Annotated in this window: 14 protein-coding genes; 8 read left to right on the forward strand and 6 right to left on the reverse strand. The window is 53.5% G+C overall.

Annotation, left to right across the window (positions count from 1 at the left end):
• Positions 1–42: 42 nt before the first annotated feature.
• Both KO497_RS15130 and KO497_RS15135 read right to left on the reverse strand, forming a co-directional pair.
• Positions 43–387 (reverse strand): type II toxin-antitoxin system Phd/YefM family antitoxin, encoded by a 345-nt coding sequence (locus KO497_RS15130; protein WP_215944781.1) that lies wholly within the window; start codon positions 385–387, stop codon positions 43–45.
• 148 nt (positions 388–535) lie between these two features.
• Complete coding sequence (locus KO497_RS15135) at positions 536–1312, reverse strand: alpha/beta fold hydrolase (protein WP_215944782.1); 777 nt, start codon at positions 1310–1312, stop codon at positions 536–538.
• Positions 1313–1364: 52 nt separating this feature from the next.
• Here KO497_RS15135 and KO497_RS15140 point away from each other — a divergent pair, with 52 nt between their 5' ends.
• Positions 1365–1736 (forward strand): hypothetical protein, encoded by a 372-nt coding sequence (locus tag KO497_RS15140; RefSeq protein WP_215944783.1) that lies wholly within the window; start codon positions 1365–1367, stop codon positions 1734–1736.
• Positions 1737–1830: 94 nt separating this feature from the next.
• Here the strand turns inward: KO497_RS15140 and glyA are convergent, their stop codons facing one another.
• A complete protein-coding gene (glyA, locus tag KO497_RS15145) occupies positions 1831–3126 on the reverse strand; it encodes a serine hydroxymethyltransferase (RefSeq protein WP_215944784.1) in 1296 nt (431 codons plus the stop codon).
• Between the two features lie 262 nt (positions 3127–3388).
• Between glyA and KO497_RS15150 the strand changes: the two genes are divergently transcribed.
• Complete coding sequence (locus KO497_RS15150; RefSeq protein ID WP_215944785.1) at positions 3389–4147, forward strand: NAD kinase; 759 nt, start codon at positions 3389–3391, stop codon at positions 4145–4147.
• 50 nt (positions 4148–4197) lie between these two features.
• Here the strand turns inward: KO497_RS15150 and KO497_RS15155 are convergent, their stop codons facing one another.
• Positions 4198–5604 carry a sigma-54-dependent transcriptional regulator gene (locus KO497_RS15155; RefSeq protein WP_215944786.1) on the reverse strand — a complete coding sequence of 469 codons (1407 nt, stop codon included), beginning with the start codon at positions 5602–5604 and terminating at the stop codon, positions 4198–4200.
• A gap of 67 nt (positions 5605–5671) precedes the next feature.
• On the opposite strand from KO497_RS15155, the gene KO497_RS19300 reads away from it, so the two are divergent.
• Positions 5672–5803 carry a hypothetical protein gene (locus KO497_RS19300; protein ID WP_289846689.1) on the forward strand — a complete coding sequence of 44 codons (132 nt, stop codon included), beginning with the start codon at positions 5672–5674 and terminating at the stop codon, positions 5801–5803.
• Between the two features lie 259 nt (positions 5804–6062).
• Here KO497_RS19300 and KO497_RS15160 read toward each other — a convergent pair whose 3' ends face one another.
• Together KO497_RS15160 and KO497_RS15165 are read right to left on the reverse strand one after the other, a co-directional pair.
• The gene (locus KO497_RS15160) at positions 6063–7967 is read right to left on the reverse strand and encodes a propionyl-CoA synthetase (RefSeq protein WP_215944787.1); all 1905 of its coding nucleotides are present in this window, start codon (positions 7965–7967) and stop codon (positions 6063–6065) included.
• A gap of 284 nt (positions 7968–8251) precedes the next feature.
• Positions 8252–10534: an NADP-dependent malic enzyme gene (locus tag KO497_RS15165; protein WP_215944788.1), complete on the reverse strand. Its 2283-nt coding sequence runs from the start codon at positions 10532–10534 to the stop codon at positions 8252–8254.
• A 268-nt stretch (positions 10535–10802) separates the two neighbouring features.
• On the opposite strand from KO497_RS15165, the gene cdd reads away from it, so the two are divergent.
• The 5 genes from cdd to upp are packed head-to-tail and all read left to right on the forward strand — an operon-like array spanning position 10803 to position 15330.
• A complete protein-coding gene (gene cdd / locus KO497_RS15170) occupies positions 10803–11192 on the forward strand; it encodes a cytidine deaminase (RefSeq protein ID WP_215944789.1) in 390 nt (129 codons plus the stop codon).
• A gap of 5 nt (positions 11193–11197) precedes the next feature.
• Positions 11198–12508 carry a thymidine phosphorylase gene (locus tag KO497_RS15175; protein ID WP_215944851.1) on the forward strand — a complete coding sequence of 437 codons (1311 nt, stop codon included), beginning with the start codon at positions 11198–11200 and terminating at the stop codon, positions 12506–12508.
• A complete protein-coding gene (locus KO497_RS15180; protein ID WP_215944790.1) occupies positions 12505–13716 on the forward strand; it encodes a phosphopentomutase in 1212 nt (403 codons plus the stop codon). The genes KO497_RS15175 and KO497_RS15180 overlap by 4 nt, the downstream gene beginning before the upstream one ends.
• Entirely contained in the window at positions 13713–14705 is a 993-nt protein-coding gene (locus KO497_RS15185) for an adenosine deaminase (RefSeq protein ID WP_215944791.1), read from the forward strand. Before KO497_RS15180 ends, KO497_RS15185 begins: the two co-directional genes overlap by 4 nt.
• Positions 14698–15330 (forward strand): uracil phosphoribosyltransferase, encoded by a 633-nt coding sequence (upp, locus tag KO497_RS15190; protein WP_215944852.1) that lies wholly within the window; start codon positions 14698–14700, stop codon positions 15328–15330. Before KO497_RS15185 ends, upp begins: the two co-directional genes overlap by 8 nt.
• Positions 15331–15332 lie beyond the last annotated feature (2 nt).

Genomic DNA, 15332 nt, shown 5'->3' on the forward strand with positions numbered 1-15332 from the left:
CGCAAACCCGTTCGCGTCTAAAACGCCACCCCATGGCGTTTTTTAACGACGCTCATGCAACGACCGCACCCAAGACCAGAATGAGTTCCACCGTTCATCCAACCCCAAAGCCCGATACGCCTCGCGGTCGGCTTGCTCTTGCGCCAACTCAACTTTCACTTCGGGATGGTCTTGCCCCACGCGGCGGCCGGTTTTGGGGTCTGCTGGCCCGTCGAGCTCGTCGGAAATCGCCTCCCAGATGCGAAACAGATCGTCAAAGCTGATCAGGGCGGCCCGTGCCTGCCCATAGCGTTTCACGATCACCTGCGCTTGGCCTGTTTCCACCTTGTCCAACAGCTCGGTCAGGCGTGGGCGAAAGTCGGTGGTTTTGACGGTGATATACTCCATAGCGAAAATCCCCTTAAAAATCTTGCAAACATGTAAAGTGGTCAGGGGCAAAAGCGTTAAACTTTTGCAACCTTGCGCCTTAGAGTCTGTCAAAACTTTAAAAGAATGTTCACCACAGCGCGCTAAGCCTGCTTTGCGTGTTTGGACGCTAGTCGTCGTAGCGCGACAACCAAGCTGTCAATGCGGCTTCAAATTCTCGTGGTTTTTCGGCGTGCAACCAATGTCCTGTGTCAGGTAATGAGGCAAATTTAGCCTTTGGAAACAAATCCTTCGTCGCGGCGCGATGGTCGCGTGACACATAAGAGCTTTCCGCGCCTGATAAAAAGAACGTGTCTTTGTCGAAAACGCTGGTGATATCATCAGGCCATCCGACGATTTTGGGCATTTCATCTTCCAAAACCTGCAAGTTCAGTAGCCAGCTTTTGTCTTTAACAACAAGGCTTTGCAGTAAAAATGCCCGCACACCTGCATCGAAAACATCCGCAGCCAGCAATGCATCCGCATCGGATCGCTTTTCAACCTTGGACAGATCCAAGGCCTGCATCGCATCGATCAATGGCTTGTTTGTGTGCTCATAAGCAACCGGTGAAATATCCGCGACAATCAGTGACTTAACCAGTTCGGGATGGGTCAAGGCCAACATCATCGTGGCTTTGCCGCCCATGGAATGCCCCAAAACATGGGTGCCATCTGGTGCGCCATATGCATGCAGAACCTCAGCCAGATCATCGGCCAAGTCCGTGTAAGACATTGAATCGGCGCGAAAACTTGTGCCGTGATTGCGCATATCGACCGCGATCACTTGGCGATCATGGGACATCCGTTTGGCGATCACACCCCAGTTGCGCGCAGAGCCGAAAAGGCCATGCACGATCAAAAGAGGCGTTTTTTCAGTGGCTTGGCCAGTTATGACGGTGTTCAACATAACAGAGTGATACAAGCTTGGCGGCGCGGCGAAAACCCCTTAAAACACACTTATGGAAAACAGTATTCATCAAAAATCCGAACAGCTTGCCACGCTCATATCCGAGCGATTGGGCATTCATACGGGAAACGGATTTGAGGCGAAATTACACAAAGCAGGACGTGCGCTGCCCCGTTGGGCGCGGCGGGATGGCAAGCTGATTGTCGAGGCTATAGCCTTGGAAACACATCCGAAATTGGCACGAACCATCAATCGAAAACCCGTCGATCGCGCCATTAAAAGCCTCACTGTTCATTTGGAAAGCATTGATCCGTTTAAACGCCGTATGGGACGTTTTTTGGATTTCCTCGCGGTTTTGGTTGTGATCAGTTTTGCGATCTTTGGGGCTATTGTTGCGATTATGGTTTGGCGCGGGCTGCTTTGAGGCGCTTGAGGGCGTTTTGCCCTTTGGTTAACCCGCAGGTTTACCACAAAAAAAAGAGGCCCTAAGGCCCCTTTAGTATTATTAAATCAACGCTTTACAGGTTTGGGTAAAGTGGGAATTTTTCTGCCAATGCTTCGACCTTGGCACGTACATCGGCTTCGACCTCTGCATTGCCATCTTCGCCATTGGCCGCCAGACCATCTACAACTTCGACGATCCAATCCGCGATAAGACGGAATTCAGCTTCGCCAAAGCCACGTGTTGTGCCCGCAGGGGTGCCAAGACGCACGCCAGAGGTGATCATCGGTGGCTCTGGATCGAAGGGGATACCGTTTTTATTACAGGTGATGTGAGCGCGCTCAAGGGCGGCCTCGGTGATCTTGCCGTTCACGCCTTTGGGGCGCAGATCGACCAACAATACATGAGTATCTGTGCCGCCAGTGACGATATCAAGGCCACCTTTCATCAGCTGGTCAGACAGTGCTTGCGCGTTGACGATCACCTGTTTGGCATAAGCTTTAAACTCAGGGCGCAAGGCTTCACCAAAGGCAACCGCTTTGGCTGCGATCACATGCATCAAAGGGCCACCTTGGATGCCGGGGAAGATGGCGGAGTTGACCTTTTTGGCGATCTCAACATCGTTTGTCAGGATCATACCGCCACGTGGGCCGCGCAAAGTTTTGTGGGTCGTTGTCGTCGCAACATCTGCATAAGGGAATGGTGACGGGTGCTGACCGCCAGCGACGAGGCCCGCAAAGTGCGCCATATCGACCATGAGGATCGCGCCAACAGAATCAGCGATCTCGCGGAATTTTTTGAAATCAACCTGACGTGGGATGGCAGAGCCGCCAGCAACGATGAGCTTTGGTTTGTGCTCATTGGCCAGTTCTTGGATCTGGTCGTAATCGATGCGTTGGTCTTGCATGCGCACGCCGTATTGGATGGCGTTGAACCACTTGCCAGATTGGTTTGGCTTGGCGCCGTGGGTCAAGTGACCACCTGCATCGAGCGACATGCCGAGGATCGTATCACCGGGCTGCAAGAGCGCTGTAAAGACGCCTTGGTTGGCCTGTGAGCCGGAATTTGGCTGAACATTCACATACTTAACGTCAAACAGCTCTTTCGCGCGATCGCGTGCGAGGTTTTCTGCGATGTCCACATATTGGCAACCGCCATAGTAACGACGGCCTGGGTAGCCTTCGGCGTATTTGTTGGTGAGCACTGAGCCTTGAGCTTCCATGACGGCGGCAGAGACGATGTTCTCAGACGCGATCAATTCGATTTCATTGCGCTGACGGCTAAGCTCTTTTTGCATTGAGCCGAACAGTTCAGGGTCGCGGGAAGACAGGCTTTCAGTGAAAAAACCGGCGTCACGTACATTGGTTGTCATGGTGTGCTCCTTGGCAGCAGGGGAGTGTTGCCGCGTGTTTAGCCAAATCGTTACACTTGGGAAACCCTCGTCGTGTGCATAATGATGATGAAAGCGCAGTTAGATGTGGAATGGCGCAAAGTTTTATGAGGTGTCGTTGCACTGACTTGCGATAAAGTTGATCTCGTTTCGAAAAACGCGTGAATTCCGTGCCGTGATTTGTTACCCACGGCTGTGCCCTGTTAGGATCCTTTACAGGTGCGATGAGATCGGACATTAAACTATGGTCAAAATAGCCCTCGTTGCCAGTGACGCGCAAATCGCGCAACGCGCTTTGGAGCGTCTGACAGCGCAATATTCGAGCGTCCCAGCGGAAGGCGCGGATTTGATCGTGGCCTTGGGCGGCGATGGGTTTATGTTGCAAACCCTGCACAGCACGATGCATTTGGATACGCCTGTTTACGGGATGAATTGCGGCACCGTCGGGTTTTTGATGAACGAGTTTCGCGAAAATGATCTGATTGATCGTCTAACTGTCGCCGAAGAAGAAGTGATCCATCCCTTGTCGATGGTCGCTAAAGACGGTGACGGCGTGCAACATAACATGTTGGCGATCAACGAGGTGTCTTTGCTGCGTGCCGGTCCACAAGCCGCCAAGCTACGGGTCTCTGTTGATGGCAAGGTGCGGATGGATGAACTTGTGTGTGATGGCGCACTTTTGGCCACGCCTGCTGGATCAACGGCGTATAACTATTCGGCGCGGGGGCCGATTTTGCCCATTGGATCAGATGTTTTGGCGCTCACTGCCTTGGCGGCGTTTCGTCCGCGCCGTTGGCGTGGGGCTTTGCTGCCCAATACCGCTAAGGTGCGTTTCGATGTGCTCGAGCGCAGCAAGCGCCCTGTGATGGCGGATGCAGACAGTCGATCTGTGCGCAATGTGGATTGGGTCGAAATCACGTCCGTGCCCAGCGTCAAACACCGTATTTTGTTTGATCCGGGTCATGGCCTTGAAGAACGGCTTTTGACAGAGCAGTTCGTTTGAATTGATTGTGCTGGTCTCAACAAGAGTGTCTTGGTTGTTGCAACCATAGGTTAGGGGATGTCGGATTTACGTGATCCGCGTGCAGGGCGTCCCCATGTTTCCAGCTTTCTGTAGATCGTTGACGGAGATACGCCCAAGGATTTGGAGGCCAGTGGAATGGAACCGCCAGCGCGTGCAATCGCGATTTCGATGATTTCGCGCTCGATCTCGGCCAAGGTCTTGCCTTGGATATACTCTAAAAGATCGACCTGAGTGTGGCGTTTCTCTTCGGTGCCTTCCTGCATTAAGTGCATGTTTTGCATTTGATGGGGCATATGTCGCAGGTCTATGGATTGATCATTGCTGACGACCACAGAATGCCACAGCAGATTCATCAATTCGCGAATGTTGCCTGGCCAACTGTAGCTTAGAAACAGCGCCTTTACCTCTTGAGACAGCAAGCGGGCAGGGCGTTTCTCTTTGGTGGCATATCGGATCACCATCGCTTCAGCGATTTCGATGACATCCATCCCGCGGTCGCGCAAAGGTGGCAGATGAAGTGGCACGACGTTCAAGCGATAGTAGAGGTCGGCTCTGAATTGGCCCGATTTGACCTGTTCCAACGGATCTTTTGACGAGGTGCAGATGATGCGAATTTTCACATCGCGCGGCGTGCTTGCACCGTGAGGCGTGACGCTTGAGGTCTGTAACAATTGTAGCAATTGCGCCTGTGCCGATGCATCCAATTCGCAGACTTCGTCTAAAAACAATGTGCCGCCCTGAGCTTGCTCTGCAGCGCCAACTTTCTCTACGTCATATCCTGGCAAAGCACCTGCACTATGGCCGAAAATTTCAACCCCAGAGTATCCGTCTGCCATCGCACTACAATTGACGGGAACGAATGGCCCGTCTGAAACTGTCGATAAGGCATGTGTCGCCTCAGCGCATTGTGCCTTTCCTGTTCCGTTTTCACCGGTGATAAATACGGGGGCTACGGATCCAGCAACAGCCCTGATCGTTGCATAAACGGTTTTCATCGCATCGCTTGAGCCGATCAATCCACCCAGAGGGGGCGCGTCCTGCGTCATATGCTTTGGATCGATCGAATGATTGCGATCCGAGCGTGCATTGGTCACGGCGTTGAACAAGGTTTGAGGGTCTACAGGTTTGATAAGAAAATCAAAGACACCCAATCGCATAGCCTGAATCGCCCGATCAACTGATGCGTGAGCTGTGACGACGATTGATCTGATGTTTGGATTTTGTTCATGCAAAGCCGCAATTAAATCATTGCCGGTTCCATCTGGCAGAACCAGATCTACCAATGCGATGCTGGGCCTGTGCTGGATCGCAAGAGCTACTGCTTCAGCCTTTGAACGCGCGCAGACTGTTCTAAATCCAGCATCGTTCAAAGCCGAATTGAACAGCGTCAGTTGAATTTCATTATCGTCGACGATTAAAATCGGAGTGTGCGGCATTCCAACCTATTTCTTATCTGTGAGTAAATGAATTGTTTTTATAATATGTTAAGCATCTTGGCTCAGTGTGACCAAAAGCGCAATGATCTCTGATCTTGTGCCGTATACGGTCATGCAACGATCTGTTTCGGGTGTTGTCATTGGCATGAGGCTCAATCTTGCCGCCTTTGGTATGGCGCGCGGCTTTGGGCATTTTTGAATAGATTTGGTCCAAAGCCAAAACGTAGATGTGAAGGTTTTCAGGCAGGGAACGGGGCCGCAATGAATACAAGATCTGCGCCTGTTGCTGCGATAACATTACTCCACCTCTTTAACTGTCCCTTGATCGTGCTCTCAATTCAGCGGGATCAACCATCGACAAACGCACCTCGCTATGGGCGCACTGTAATGGCAGACCTTATGGTTAATTTTATGTTAACCCGTTGGCCGCTCAGAAACAGGAAATCTTAGGTAAAAATTTAGTTTTTTGCGTAACCAAGGCCCTGCAAAGCTGTCTTTATCTCATTCAAAATTTCGGGATCGTCGATGGTCGCCGGCATATTGAACGCGTCATTGTCGGCAATTTTGGCCATGGTGGCGCGCAAAATTTTCCCTGACCGCGTTTTGGGCAGGCGGTCAACAACACAGGCCAATTTGAACGCCGCGACCGGCCCAATTTTTGCGCGCACATCTGTGATGACCTCGCATATGATCTCGTCTTTGGGGCGAGAGACGCCTGCGTTCAAGCATAAAAAACCAAGCGGCATCTGGCCTTTCAGCGCATCGGCGACCCCGATCACGGCACATTCCGCCACATCAGGGTGAGAGGCCAAAACCTCTTCCATCGCGCCCGTAGACAATCGGTGCCCTGCCACGTTGATCACATCATCTGTACGCGCCATGATGTAAAGGTATCCGTCGTCATCCTTGATGCCAGCATCCCCAGTTTCATAATAGCCTGGAAAATGTGACAAGTAGCTGTTTTTAAATCTATCTTCTGCGTTCCAAAGGTTGGGGAATGTGCCGGGGGGCAGGGGCAGTTTCACGGCAATCGCGCCAAGTTCACCAGTCGCAACCTCATGCCCTGCTTCGTCCAAGATATGAATGTCGTAGCCCGGCATCGCCACGGACGGTGAGCCAATTTTGACGGGAAGCGCTTCGATGCCAAGCGGGTTTGCAGCAATCCCCCAACCCGTTTCAGTTTGCCACCAATGGTCGATCACTGGTTTTTTCAGCAAAGTTTGCGCCCAGACAATCGTGTCGGGATCGGCGCGTTCGCCAGCCAAAAAGAGCGCTTGCAAGCTGCTGAGATCGTAGTCGGCAATCAACGCACCGGTGGGGTCTTCGCGTTTGATGGCGCGAAACGCTGTGGGGGCTGTGAACAGCACTTTGACTTTATGCTCTTGGATTACACGCCAAAAGGTGCCCGCATCGGGGGTGCCGACGGGCTTGCCCTCGAACACCACGGTGGTGTTGCCGTGAATAAGAGGCCCGTAGCAAATGTACGAATGCCCGACGACCCAGCCCACATCAGAGGCCGCCCAAAACACGTCACCGGGGTTCACATTATAGATATTTTTCATCGTCCAATTGAGCGCCACAAGCTGCCCGCCTGTGTGACGGATCACGCCTTTGGGCGCACCTGTGGTGCCGGACGTGTACAAAATATAGGCTGGATGATTGCCCTCAACGGGCACGCAGTCGGCGGGGGCCACACCGAATTGGAACCCGTGCCAGTCAAAGTCGCGCATTGGGTTCAGATCGGCAACCTCTTGGTCGCGCTGCAAAATGACGGTGAAATCTGGTGTGTGTTCTGCAAGATCAATTGCACTGTCTAAAAGGGGTTTATAATGCACCACACGGTTGGGTTCGATCCCGCAAGAGGCCGCAATAATCGCCTTGGGAGTCGCATCATCGATGCGCACCGCCAATTCTTTAGCGGCAAATCCGCCAAAGACCACGGAATGCACAGCCCCCAAGCGGGCACAGGCCAGCATCGCTTCCAGCGCTTCGGGAACCATGGGCATGTAAATGATCACGCGATCGCCTTTTTCGACGCCTTTGGCGCGCAAGGCTCCAGCCAGACTGGCGACGCGATCTTGCAGGTCTTTGTAAGAAATCTTTTGTTTGGTGCCTGTCACAGGGCTGTCGTAAATGATGGCAGCCTGTTCCCCGCGACCATCAGAAACATGACGATCCACAGCGTTGTAGCAGGTGTTGGTCAACCCGTCAGAGAACCATTCATAAATGGGGGCGTTTTCGTCGAACAGCGCCTTGGTTGGTTTTTGAAACCAATGGATTTTGTCAGCCGCCTCCATCCAAAAGGCTTCTGGATCTGCTTTCCAAGCGTCGTAAACATCCGCGTAACTGCCGGTGTGGTCCATGACTTATCTCCTCGCTCATGCGCACAGGGATAACGAGCAATCGTAGCAGGCCTGCCTCGCCGCGTGACCTATCGTCACTGCGGCCCTCCTTTGAAGGCAAACGTTCCACGAGCTCACTGCGCTGTAACCACTGTTATCAAATGAGGCGTGAAAAGTTTATGGAAATTCTGCAAATCTGTGTATCAGACCTGTTTGCAAACTTTGCAGTTCGCGTGCTGGGGGGAATCTTTTCCTCAAAAGAGGCGCCTTCCCATCGGGATCATCCCAAGGGAAGGCGTTTGTATCTAGCCGTAATCCGATACAGGTGTGCCAGCGATGGCCGACATGTTCAACAATCCACGGGCTGTAATTGATGGCGTGACCACATGGGCGCGATTGCCCAATCCCATCAAGATCGGTCCAACTTCAAGCCCGCCACCTTTTGTTTTCAATATGTTGCGTACGCCAGACGCCGCATCTGCATTAGCGAAGACCAAAGCATTGGCTGGCCCTGTCAGGCGTGATGCGGGGAAAATGCGATTGCGTAATTCTGGGTCCAACGCCGAGTCTGTGTGCATTTCACCCTCATAGGCGAAATCGCGTGGCTCCGAATCCAAAATCTCAAGCGCAGCCCGCATGCGGCGGCCTGTGTCGCAATCCAAATTCCCGAATTGAGAATGCGAACACAGCGCGATCTGCGGTTCGGTTCTAAAGCGGCGAATGTGGCGCGCTGTCGCGATGACCGTTTCGGCGATTTGCTGTGGCGTGGGCTCAGGGTGCACATGGGTGTCCGCGATAAACAGTGGCCCATCTTCCAAAATCATCAAGGACAGCGCGCCGACAGGATGCAATTTTTCTGTGCCCAAGATTTGGGTCAAGTAATTGAGGTGCCATAGGTATTGACCAAAGGTGCCACAGATCAAGCTGTCCGCGTGGTCTTGTTGTACCATGATCGCGCCGATGGCTGTGGTGTTGGTCCGCATGATTGCTTTGGCCAAATCCGGCGTCACACCTTTGCGCTGCATCAAGCCGTGATAGGCCTGCCAATATTGTCTGTAGCGGCTGTCGCTTTCCGGGTTCACGATCTCAAAATCGACTCCAGGACGAATTTTCAGGCCAGCACGTTCCGCGCGCATCGCGATCACATCGGGACGGCCAATCAAGATCGGCTTGTCTGTGGTTTCTTCAATCATGGCGTTCGCGGCGCGCAGGACGCTTTCATTCTCGCCTTCAGCAAAAGCAATGCGACGCTCGACTTGTGAGGCGGCTGCAAACACAGGACGCATGATCATAGCCGATTTGAACACGGATTGATCCAGCGAGGCCTTGTAGGCTTCGATGTCGTCAACGGGCCGTGTGGCGACGCCGCTTTTCATCGCAGCGCGCGCCACGGCGGTGGCCACGACGCCCATAAGACGTGGATCAAAGGGCTTAGGGATCAAATAGTCAGGGCCAAAGGTCATACGCTCGCCGCTGTAGGCTGCTGCGGCTTCGGCGGAGGTTGTCGCGCGCGCAAGAGCTGCGATGCCTTCGATGCAGGCGATTTTCATTTCGTCGTTGATCTCGGACGCGCCGACATCCAATGCGCCGCGGAAAATGAACGGGAAACACAGCACGTTGTTGACTTGGTTAGGGTAATCAGAACGCCCTGTGGCGATGATCGCGTCTGGGGCGACTTTGGCCAAATCGGCAGGATCAATTTCGGGGTTCGGGTTGGCCAGCGCGAAAATGATCGGCGCTTTGGCCATTTTGGAAACCATCTCTGGTTTCAACACACCGGGACCAGACAGACCAAGGAACAAGTCCGCGCCTTCCACCACATCATCCAATGTGCGCAGGTCGCTTTTTTGCGCATAGGCTGCTTTTTGTGGAGTCATCTCTTCGGTGCGACCCTCATAGACAAGACCTGCAATATCGCAAAGCCAAACGTTTTCGCGTTTAACGCCCAGTTTCAGCAGCATGTTCAAACAGGCAATCCCAGCAGCACCGCCACCGGTTGACACCACTTTGATGTCTTCGAATTTTTTGTTTTGAACCAAAAGCGCGTTGGTCGCGGCAGCGCCTACAACAATAGCTGTGCCGTGTTGATCGTCATGAAACACGGGAATGTTCATCCGTTCGCGACACAATTGTTCGACGATAAAGCAATCAGGCGCTTTGATGTCTTCCAGATTGATCGCGCCAAATGTTGGTTCAAGTGAACAGACGATGTCAGCCAGTTTTTCTGGGTCGCTTTCATTCACTTCGATGTCGAAACAATCGATGTTGGCAAACTTTTTGAACAGAACCGCTTTGCCTTCCATCACAGGTTTAGAGGCGGCGGCACCAATATTGCCCAAACCCAAAACAGCAGATCCGTTTGAGATAACAGCCACAAGGTTGCCGCGCGAGGTATAGCGGCTTGATGTGCTTGGGTCAGCTTTGATCTCAAGGCAGGCTTCGGCCACACCGGGGCTATAGGCCAGCGACAGATCGCGTCCGTTGGCCAGTGGCTTGGTGGCGCGAATTTCCAATTTTCCGGGCTTCGGGAATTCGTGATAATCAAGGGCTGCTTTGCGCAGTGCTTCTTTGCGTGAGTCGTCTGCCATTTGTGCCTCCAAAGCTTTAGTTTAGCGCTAAACTATTTTTCTTGGTCGCGCCACATTTGACGCCATTGATTATGCCTCTACGCTTGTGAGAGGCATTCGTTCAAGCCCTTCAATAGAAATTTAGACTATGTTAGCGCAAACGATAACCGTTTTTATGCGACAGCGCGTCATTTGGTTGGATCAGGCCTTTGATTTGCGTCAAGACTCTTGCATCCTGTTATCTTGCGGCGCAGTCTGGACCAAATAGTCAAATTTATGAGGGGGCCTTATGTCCTTGTTAGCAGCCGCCCGCGACATTCGCGAGAAAGCCTATGCACCTTATTCCAATTTTAAAGTGGGGGTTGCTCTGCGCAGCACGTCGGGCGAGATTTTCGTCGGCGTGAATGTCGAAAACGCTGCCTATCCAGAGGGCACCTGTGCCGAGGCTGGCGCAATCGCCGCGATGATCGCAGCGGGACACAGGCGGATCGCAGAAGTTGCCGTCATTGCCGATGCGCCTGTCCCTGTGCAACCCTGCGGTGGCTGCCGCCAAAAGCTGAGAGAATTTGCTGACGATGATGTTGTGGTCACCATGGCCAACCTCAACGGTGTCGAAGCGCAGATGACCGTTGGCGCATTGTTGCCGGGGGCTTTCTCGAAAGATCAGTTGGCACCCTGATGGCGATGGACGCACGCGATATTATTGCAAAACTGCGCGACAAGCAGGGGCTTTTCGATTCTGAGTTGAATTGGTTTGCTGCGGGTTTGGCATCCGGTGTCGTGACCGATGCCCAAGCCGGTGCTTTTGCTATGGCCGCATTGCTCAATGGCATGTCTGATCCTGAACGCGTGGCCTTGACCTTGGCGATGCGTGACAGTGGTGACGTGATGCGTTGGGATTACCCTGCGCCGACCATCGACAAACATTCCACCGGTGGCATCGGCGATTGTGTGTCTTTGTTGCTGGCCCCCGCTTTGGCCGCTCTGGGGGCTTACGTGCCTATGGTTTCGGGGCGCGGCCTTGGACATACGGGCGGAACGCTCGATAAGTTGGAATCCATCCCCGGCCTGAAAACCGAAGTGAGTGAAGACAGGTTTCGCGAAGTGGTGACCAAAGTGGGCTGTGCTATTGTTTCAGCCACTGGGTCGATCGCGCCTGCGGATAAGCGCTTGTATGGCATACGCGATGTGTCGGGCACGGTGGAAAGCATCGATTTGATCACGGCATCGATCCTGTCCAAAAAACTGGCCGCAGGGTTAGAGGCATTGGTCTTGGATGTGAAATGCGGTTCTGGTGCGTTCATGACGACAGTCGAAGACGCACGTATCTTAGCGCAAAGCCTTGTGACAACGGCGAACGGGGCAGGGTGCAAAACCTCGGCTTTGATCACGAATATGAACCAGCCTTGTTGCCCGTCACTTGGGAATGCGCTTGAGATTATGGACGTGATGAAAGCGCTGACATCAGGTGAAGTTGACAATGACCTATGCGATTTGACCTGCGCTTTAGGCGGGGAGTTGATGGTCCTGAGTGGCCTGTCCGAAGATATCGATGCCGCAAGCTGGGCGGTGCGGGACACCTTAACTGATGGATCCGCAGCCGAGCGGTTTGGTCAGATGGTCACGGCGCTGGGCGGGCCCGCGGATTTTGTGGATCACTGGCGCGACCGTCTGCCGTCGGCCCCTGTGGTGCGCGATGTTATGGCGCCTCATGCGGGGTTTGTCAGCGCGATGGACGGGCATGCGCTTGGCATGGCCGTGGTTCATTTGGGCGGAGGGCGCATAAACGGCACAGAGCGGATTGATCCTGCGGTTGGCCTGTCAAATGTGTGCGAATTGGGCGAGCCGGTGGATCGTGATGTGTTAATCGCGACCATTCACGCGCGTAATTTGGATGATGCGGATGCGGCTGAGGCGACTTTGCTGAAAGCCATTTCTATCGGCGATAGCGCGCCCGATCCGCAAAAACTGATTTTAGAAAAGGTGTCTGCATGACGCGTGCGTTTTTGATTGTGATGGATTCCGTTGGCGTCGGCGGTGCGCCGGATGCCAATACGTTTTTCAACGGCGATGTTCCTGATACGGGGGCCAACACGCTGGCGCATATTGCGCAGGCCTGTGCCGAGGGACGTGCTGAAACAGGCCGAACTGGTCCGTTGCGCATACCGCATTTGGACATGATCGGCCTAGGGGCTGCGATGGCCCATGCCAGCACCGATCCTGCCCCCGGTTTGACGGCTAAACCTGAGGGGCTTTACGGTGTCGCCTCCGAAGTGTCTCGTGGCAAGGACACGCCATCGGGGCATTGGGAGTTGGCGGGCGTGCCTGTGCCATGGGAGTGGCATTTTTTCCCCGATGCAGCACCGGCCTTTCCTGCCGCGGTGATGGATGCGACGGCACAATTATGTGGGTCTGGCGGGACATTGGCCAATTGTCATGCGTCGGGCACAGATGTTTTGGAACAGTTCGGCGCGCAGCATATCGAGACGGGTTGGCCGATTATCTATACTTCGGCTGACAGTGTTATGCAGATTGCCGCCCATGAAGAGCATTTCGGGCTTGAGCGATTGTTGCAGCTTTGCCAAGATCTTGCGCCAATGTTGCATGAGATGAAAATCGGACGGGTGATCGCGCGGCCTTTTGTGGGGGCTGCCACAGAAGGGTTCTTGCGCACGCAAAATCGCCACGACTATGCGATTGCCCCCCCCAGTCCGACGTTGTTGGATTGGGCGCATGACGCGGGCCGCAAGACTTATGCCATTGGCAAAATTGGCGATATTTTTTCCATGCGCGGTATAGATGACTTGCGCAAAGGTACAGATGACGTCTTGTTCGATCATTTATACGACACGATGGATGAGGCCCCTGATGGCGCGTTTGTCTTTGCCAATTTTGTTGAGTTTGATAGCAAATTTGGCCACCGCCGCGATGTGTCGGGCTATGCGCGTCATCTGGAATGGTTCGATGCGCAAATCGCGCGGTTGCTGCTGCGTATTAAAGACGGTGATTTGATCATATTCACGGCGGATCACGGGAATGACCCTACATGGGTTGGCACGGATCACACCCGTGAATGCGTGCCAGTGTTGGGCCTAGGCGTTGGCCTTAAGCCCATCGGAAATGTGAATTTTGTCGATGTAGCGGCCTCGATTGCCGATCATCTTAGTATCCCTGCACAAGGGCCCGGAAGGAGTTTTCTGTGACGGTACAAGATCTTAAAAAACTCGAGTTGCACTTGCATCTTGAAGGGGCCGCGCCCCCTGCGTTTATCCGCGGTTTGGCCAAAGAGAAAAAGCTCGATATTGGTGGCATTTTCGACGAAGACGGCGCCTATAAATACAAGGATTTCTGGGATTTTCTCAAGGTCTATGAGGCCGCGACAACCGTGTTGCAAGGTCCGCAAGATTTTTACCGGCTCACCCGCGCCGTTTTAGAGGAATGCGTTGCCAATCAGGTGATCTATGCGGAAACCTTCTTGGCGCCTGATTTTTGTGGTGGTGGTGATCTGTTCGCGTGGAAAGACTATCTGGCCGCGATTGAGCAGGCCGCTGATGAGATGCGAGCTGAGGCTGGGATCATCCTCAAAGGCATTCCCACCTGTGTGCGCCATTTCGGACCTGAGCAAGCGAAAAAGACAGCGATATGCGCGGCCGAAACGGCTGGCAGTTTTATCACGGGGTTCGGCATGGGCGGTGACGAGGCCTTTGGCGCACAGCGCGATTATGCCTATGCCTTTGATATGGCAAAAGAGGCCGGGCTTCATTTGACGACGCACGCGGGCGAATGGGGCGGTCCAGACAGCGTACGTGACGCTATCCGCGACTTGGGTGTGACGCGCATCGGGCATGGTGTGCGGGCAATCGAGGATGACGCGCTGATCGACGAAATTTTGGAAAAAGACGTGGTGTTAGAGGTCTGTCCCGGCTCAAACGTGGCGCTGGGCGTCTATGCATCTTTGAAGGATCATCCGATAGCAAAACTGCGCGCGCGCGGTGTCAAGGTGACTGTGTCCACCGACGATCCGCCCTTTTTCCATACCACGATGCGCAAAGAGTTTGGGGATCTGTCCGAGGTCTTCGGGTGGGATGCTGCCGATTTTGCGGCCCTCAATCAAACAGCCCTTGATGCGGCCTTTTGCGATAAACCCACCCGCGCAGCCTTACAAAAAACTTTGGAGCAAAATGATGCTTGAACACCTTACCGTCGTTACTCATCCTTTGGTGCAACACAAACTGACCTTGATGCGTGACAAGGCGACGTCAACGGCAGAATTCCGCCAGCTTTTGCGCGAGATTTCGCAACTTTTAGCCTATGAAGTCACGCGAGAATTGGACATGACAACCAAACGGATCGAAACCCCGATGCAGCCGATGGATGCACCTGTTTTGGCCGGTAAGAAATTGGCGTTGATTTCGATTTTGCGCGCGGGCAATGGCTTGTTGGACGGGGTGCTTGAATTGATCCCCTCTGCGCGTGTTGGTTTTGTCGGTTTGTACCGTGACGAAGACACATTGGAACCCGTTCAATATTACTTCAAGGTACCGGAATCATTGGAAGATCGCTTGGTGATTGCAGTCGATCCAATGCTGGCGACAGGTAATTCGTCTGTTGCAGCGATCGATCTGTTGAAAAAAGCAGGAGCCACGAATATTCGGTTCTTGTGTCTTTTGGCCTCCCCTGAAGGCGTTGAGACGATGAAGGCGGCACATCCTGACGTGCCAATTGTGACGGCCTCTGTGGACGAAAGTCTAAATGACAAGGGATATATTATTCCTGGACTAGGGGATGCGGGCGATCGCATGTTTGGCACTAAATAGGC

Source organism: Pacificibacter marinus, from assembly GCF_018860665.1.
GTDB lineage: Bacteria > Pseudomonadota > Alphaproteobacteria > Rhodobacterales > Rhodobacteraceae > Celeribacter > Celeribacter marinus_A.

Coding starts and splice junctions, on each gene's coding strand:
- glyA (WP_215944784.1), bottom strand. CDS start 3,126: ATGACAACCAATGTACGTGACGCCGGTTTTTTCACTGAAAGCCTGTCT.
- KO497_RS15160 (WP_215944787.1), bottom strand. CDS start 7,967: ATGGACCACACCGGCAGTTACGCGGATGTTTACGACGCTTGGAAAGCA.
- KO497_RS15155 (WP_215944786.1), bottom strand. CDS start 5,604: ATGCCGCACACTCCGATTTTAATCGTCGACGATAATGAAATTCAACTG.
- KO497_RS15165 (WP_215944788.1), bottom strand. CDS start 10,534: ATGGCAGACGACTCACGCAAAGAAGCACTGCGCAAAGCAGCCCTTGAT.
- KO497_RS15180 (WP_215944790.1), top strand. CDS start 12,505: ATGACGCGTGCGTTTTTGATTGTGATGGATTCCGTTGGCGTCGGCGGT.
- KO497_RS15130 (WP_215944781.1), bottom strand. CDS start 387: ATGGAGTATATCACCGTCAAAACCACCGACTTTCGCCCACGCCTGACC.
- KO497_RS15150 (WP_215944785.1), top strand. CDS start 3,389: ATGGTCAAAATAGCCCTCGTTGCCAGTGACGCGCAAATCGCGCAACGC.
- cdd (WP_215944789.1), top strand. CDS start 10,803: ATGTCCTTGTTAGCAGCCGCCCGCGACATTCGCGAGAAAGCCTATGCA.
- upp (WP_215944852.1), top strand. CDS start 14,698: ATGCTTGAACACCTTACCGTCGTTACTCATCCTTTGGTGCAACACAAA.
- KO497_RS15135 (WP_215944782.1), bottom strand. CDS start 1,312: ATGTTGAACACCGTCATAACTGGCCAAGCCACTGAAAAAACGCCTCTT.
- KO497_RS15140 (WP_215944783.1), top strand. CDS start 1,365: ATGGAAAACAGTATTCATCAAAAATCCGAACAGCTTGCCACGCTCATA.
- KO497_RS15175 (WP_215944851.1), top strand. CDS start 11,198: ATGGACGCACGCGATATTATTGCAAAACTGCGCGACAAGCAGGGGCTT.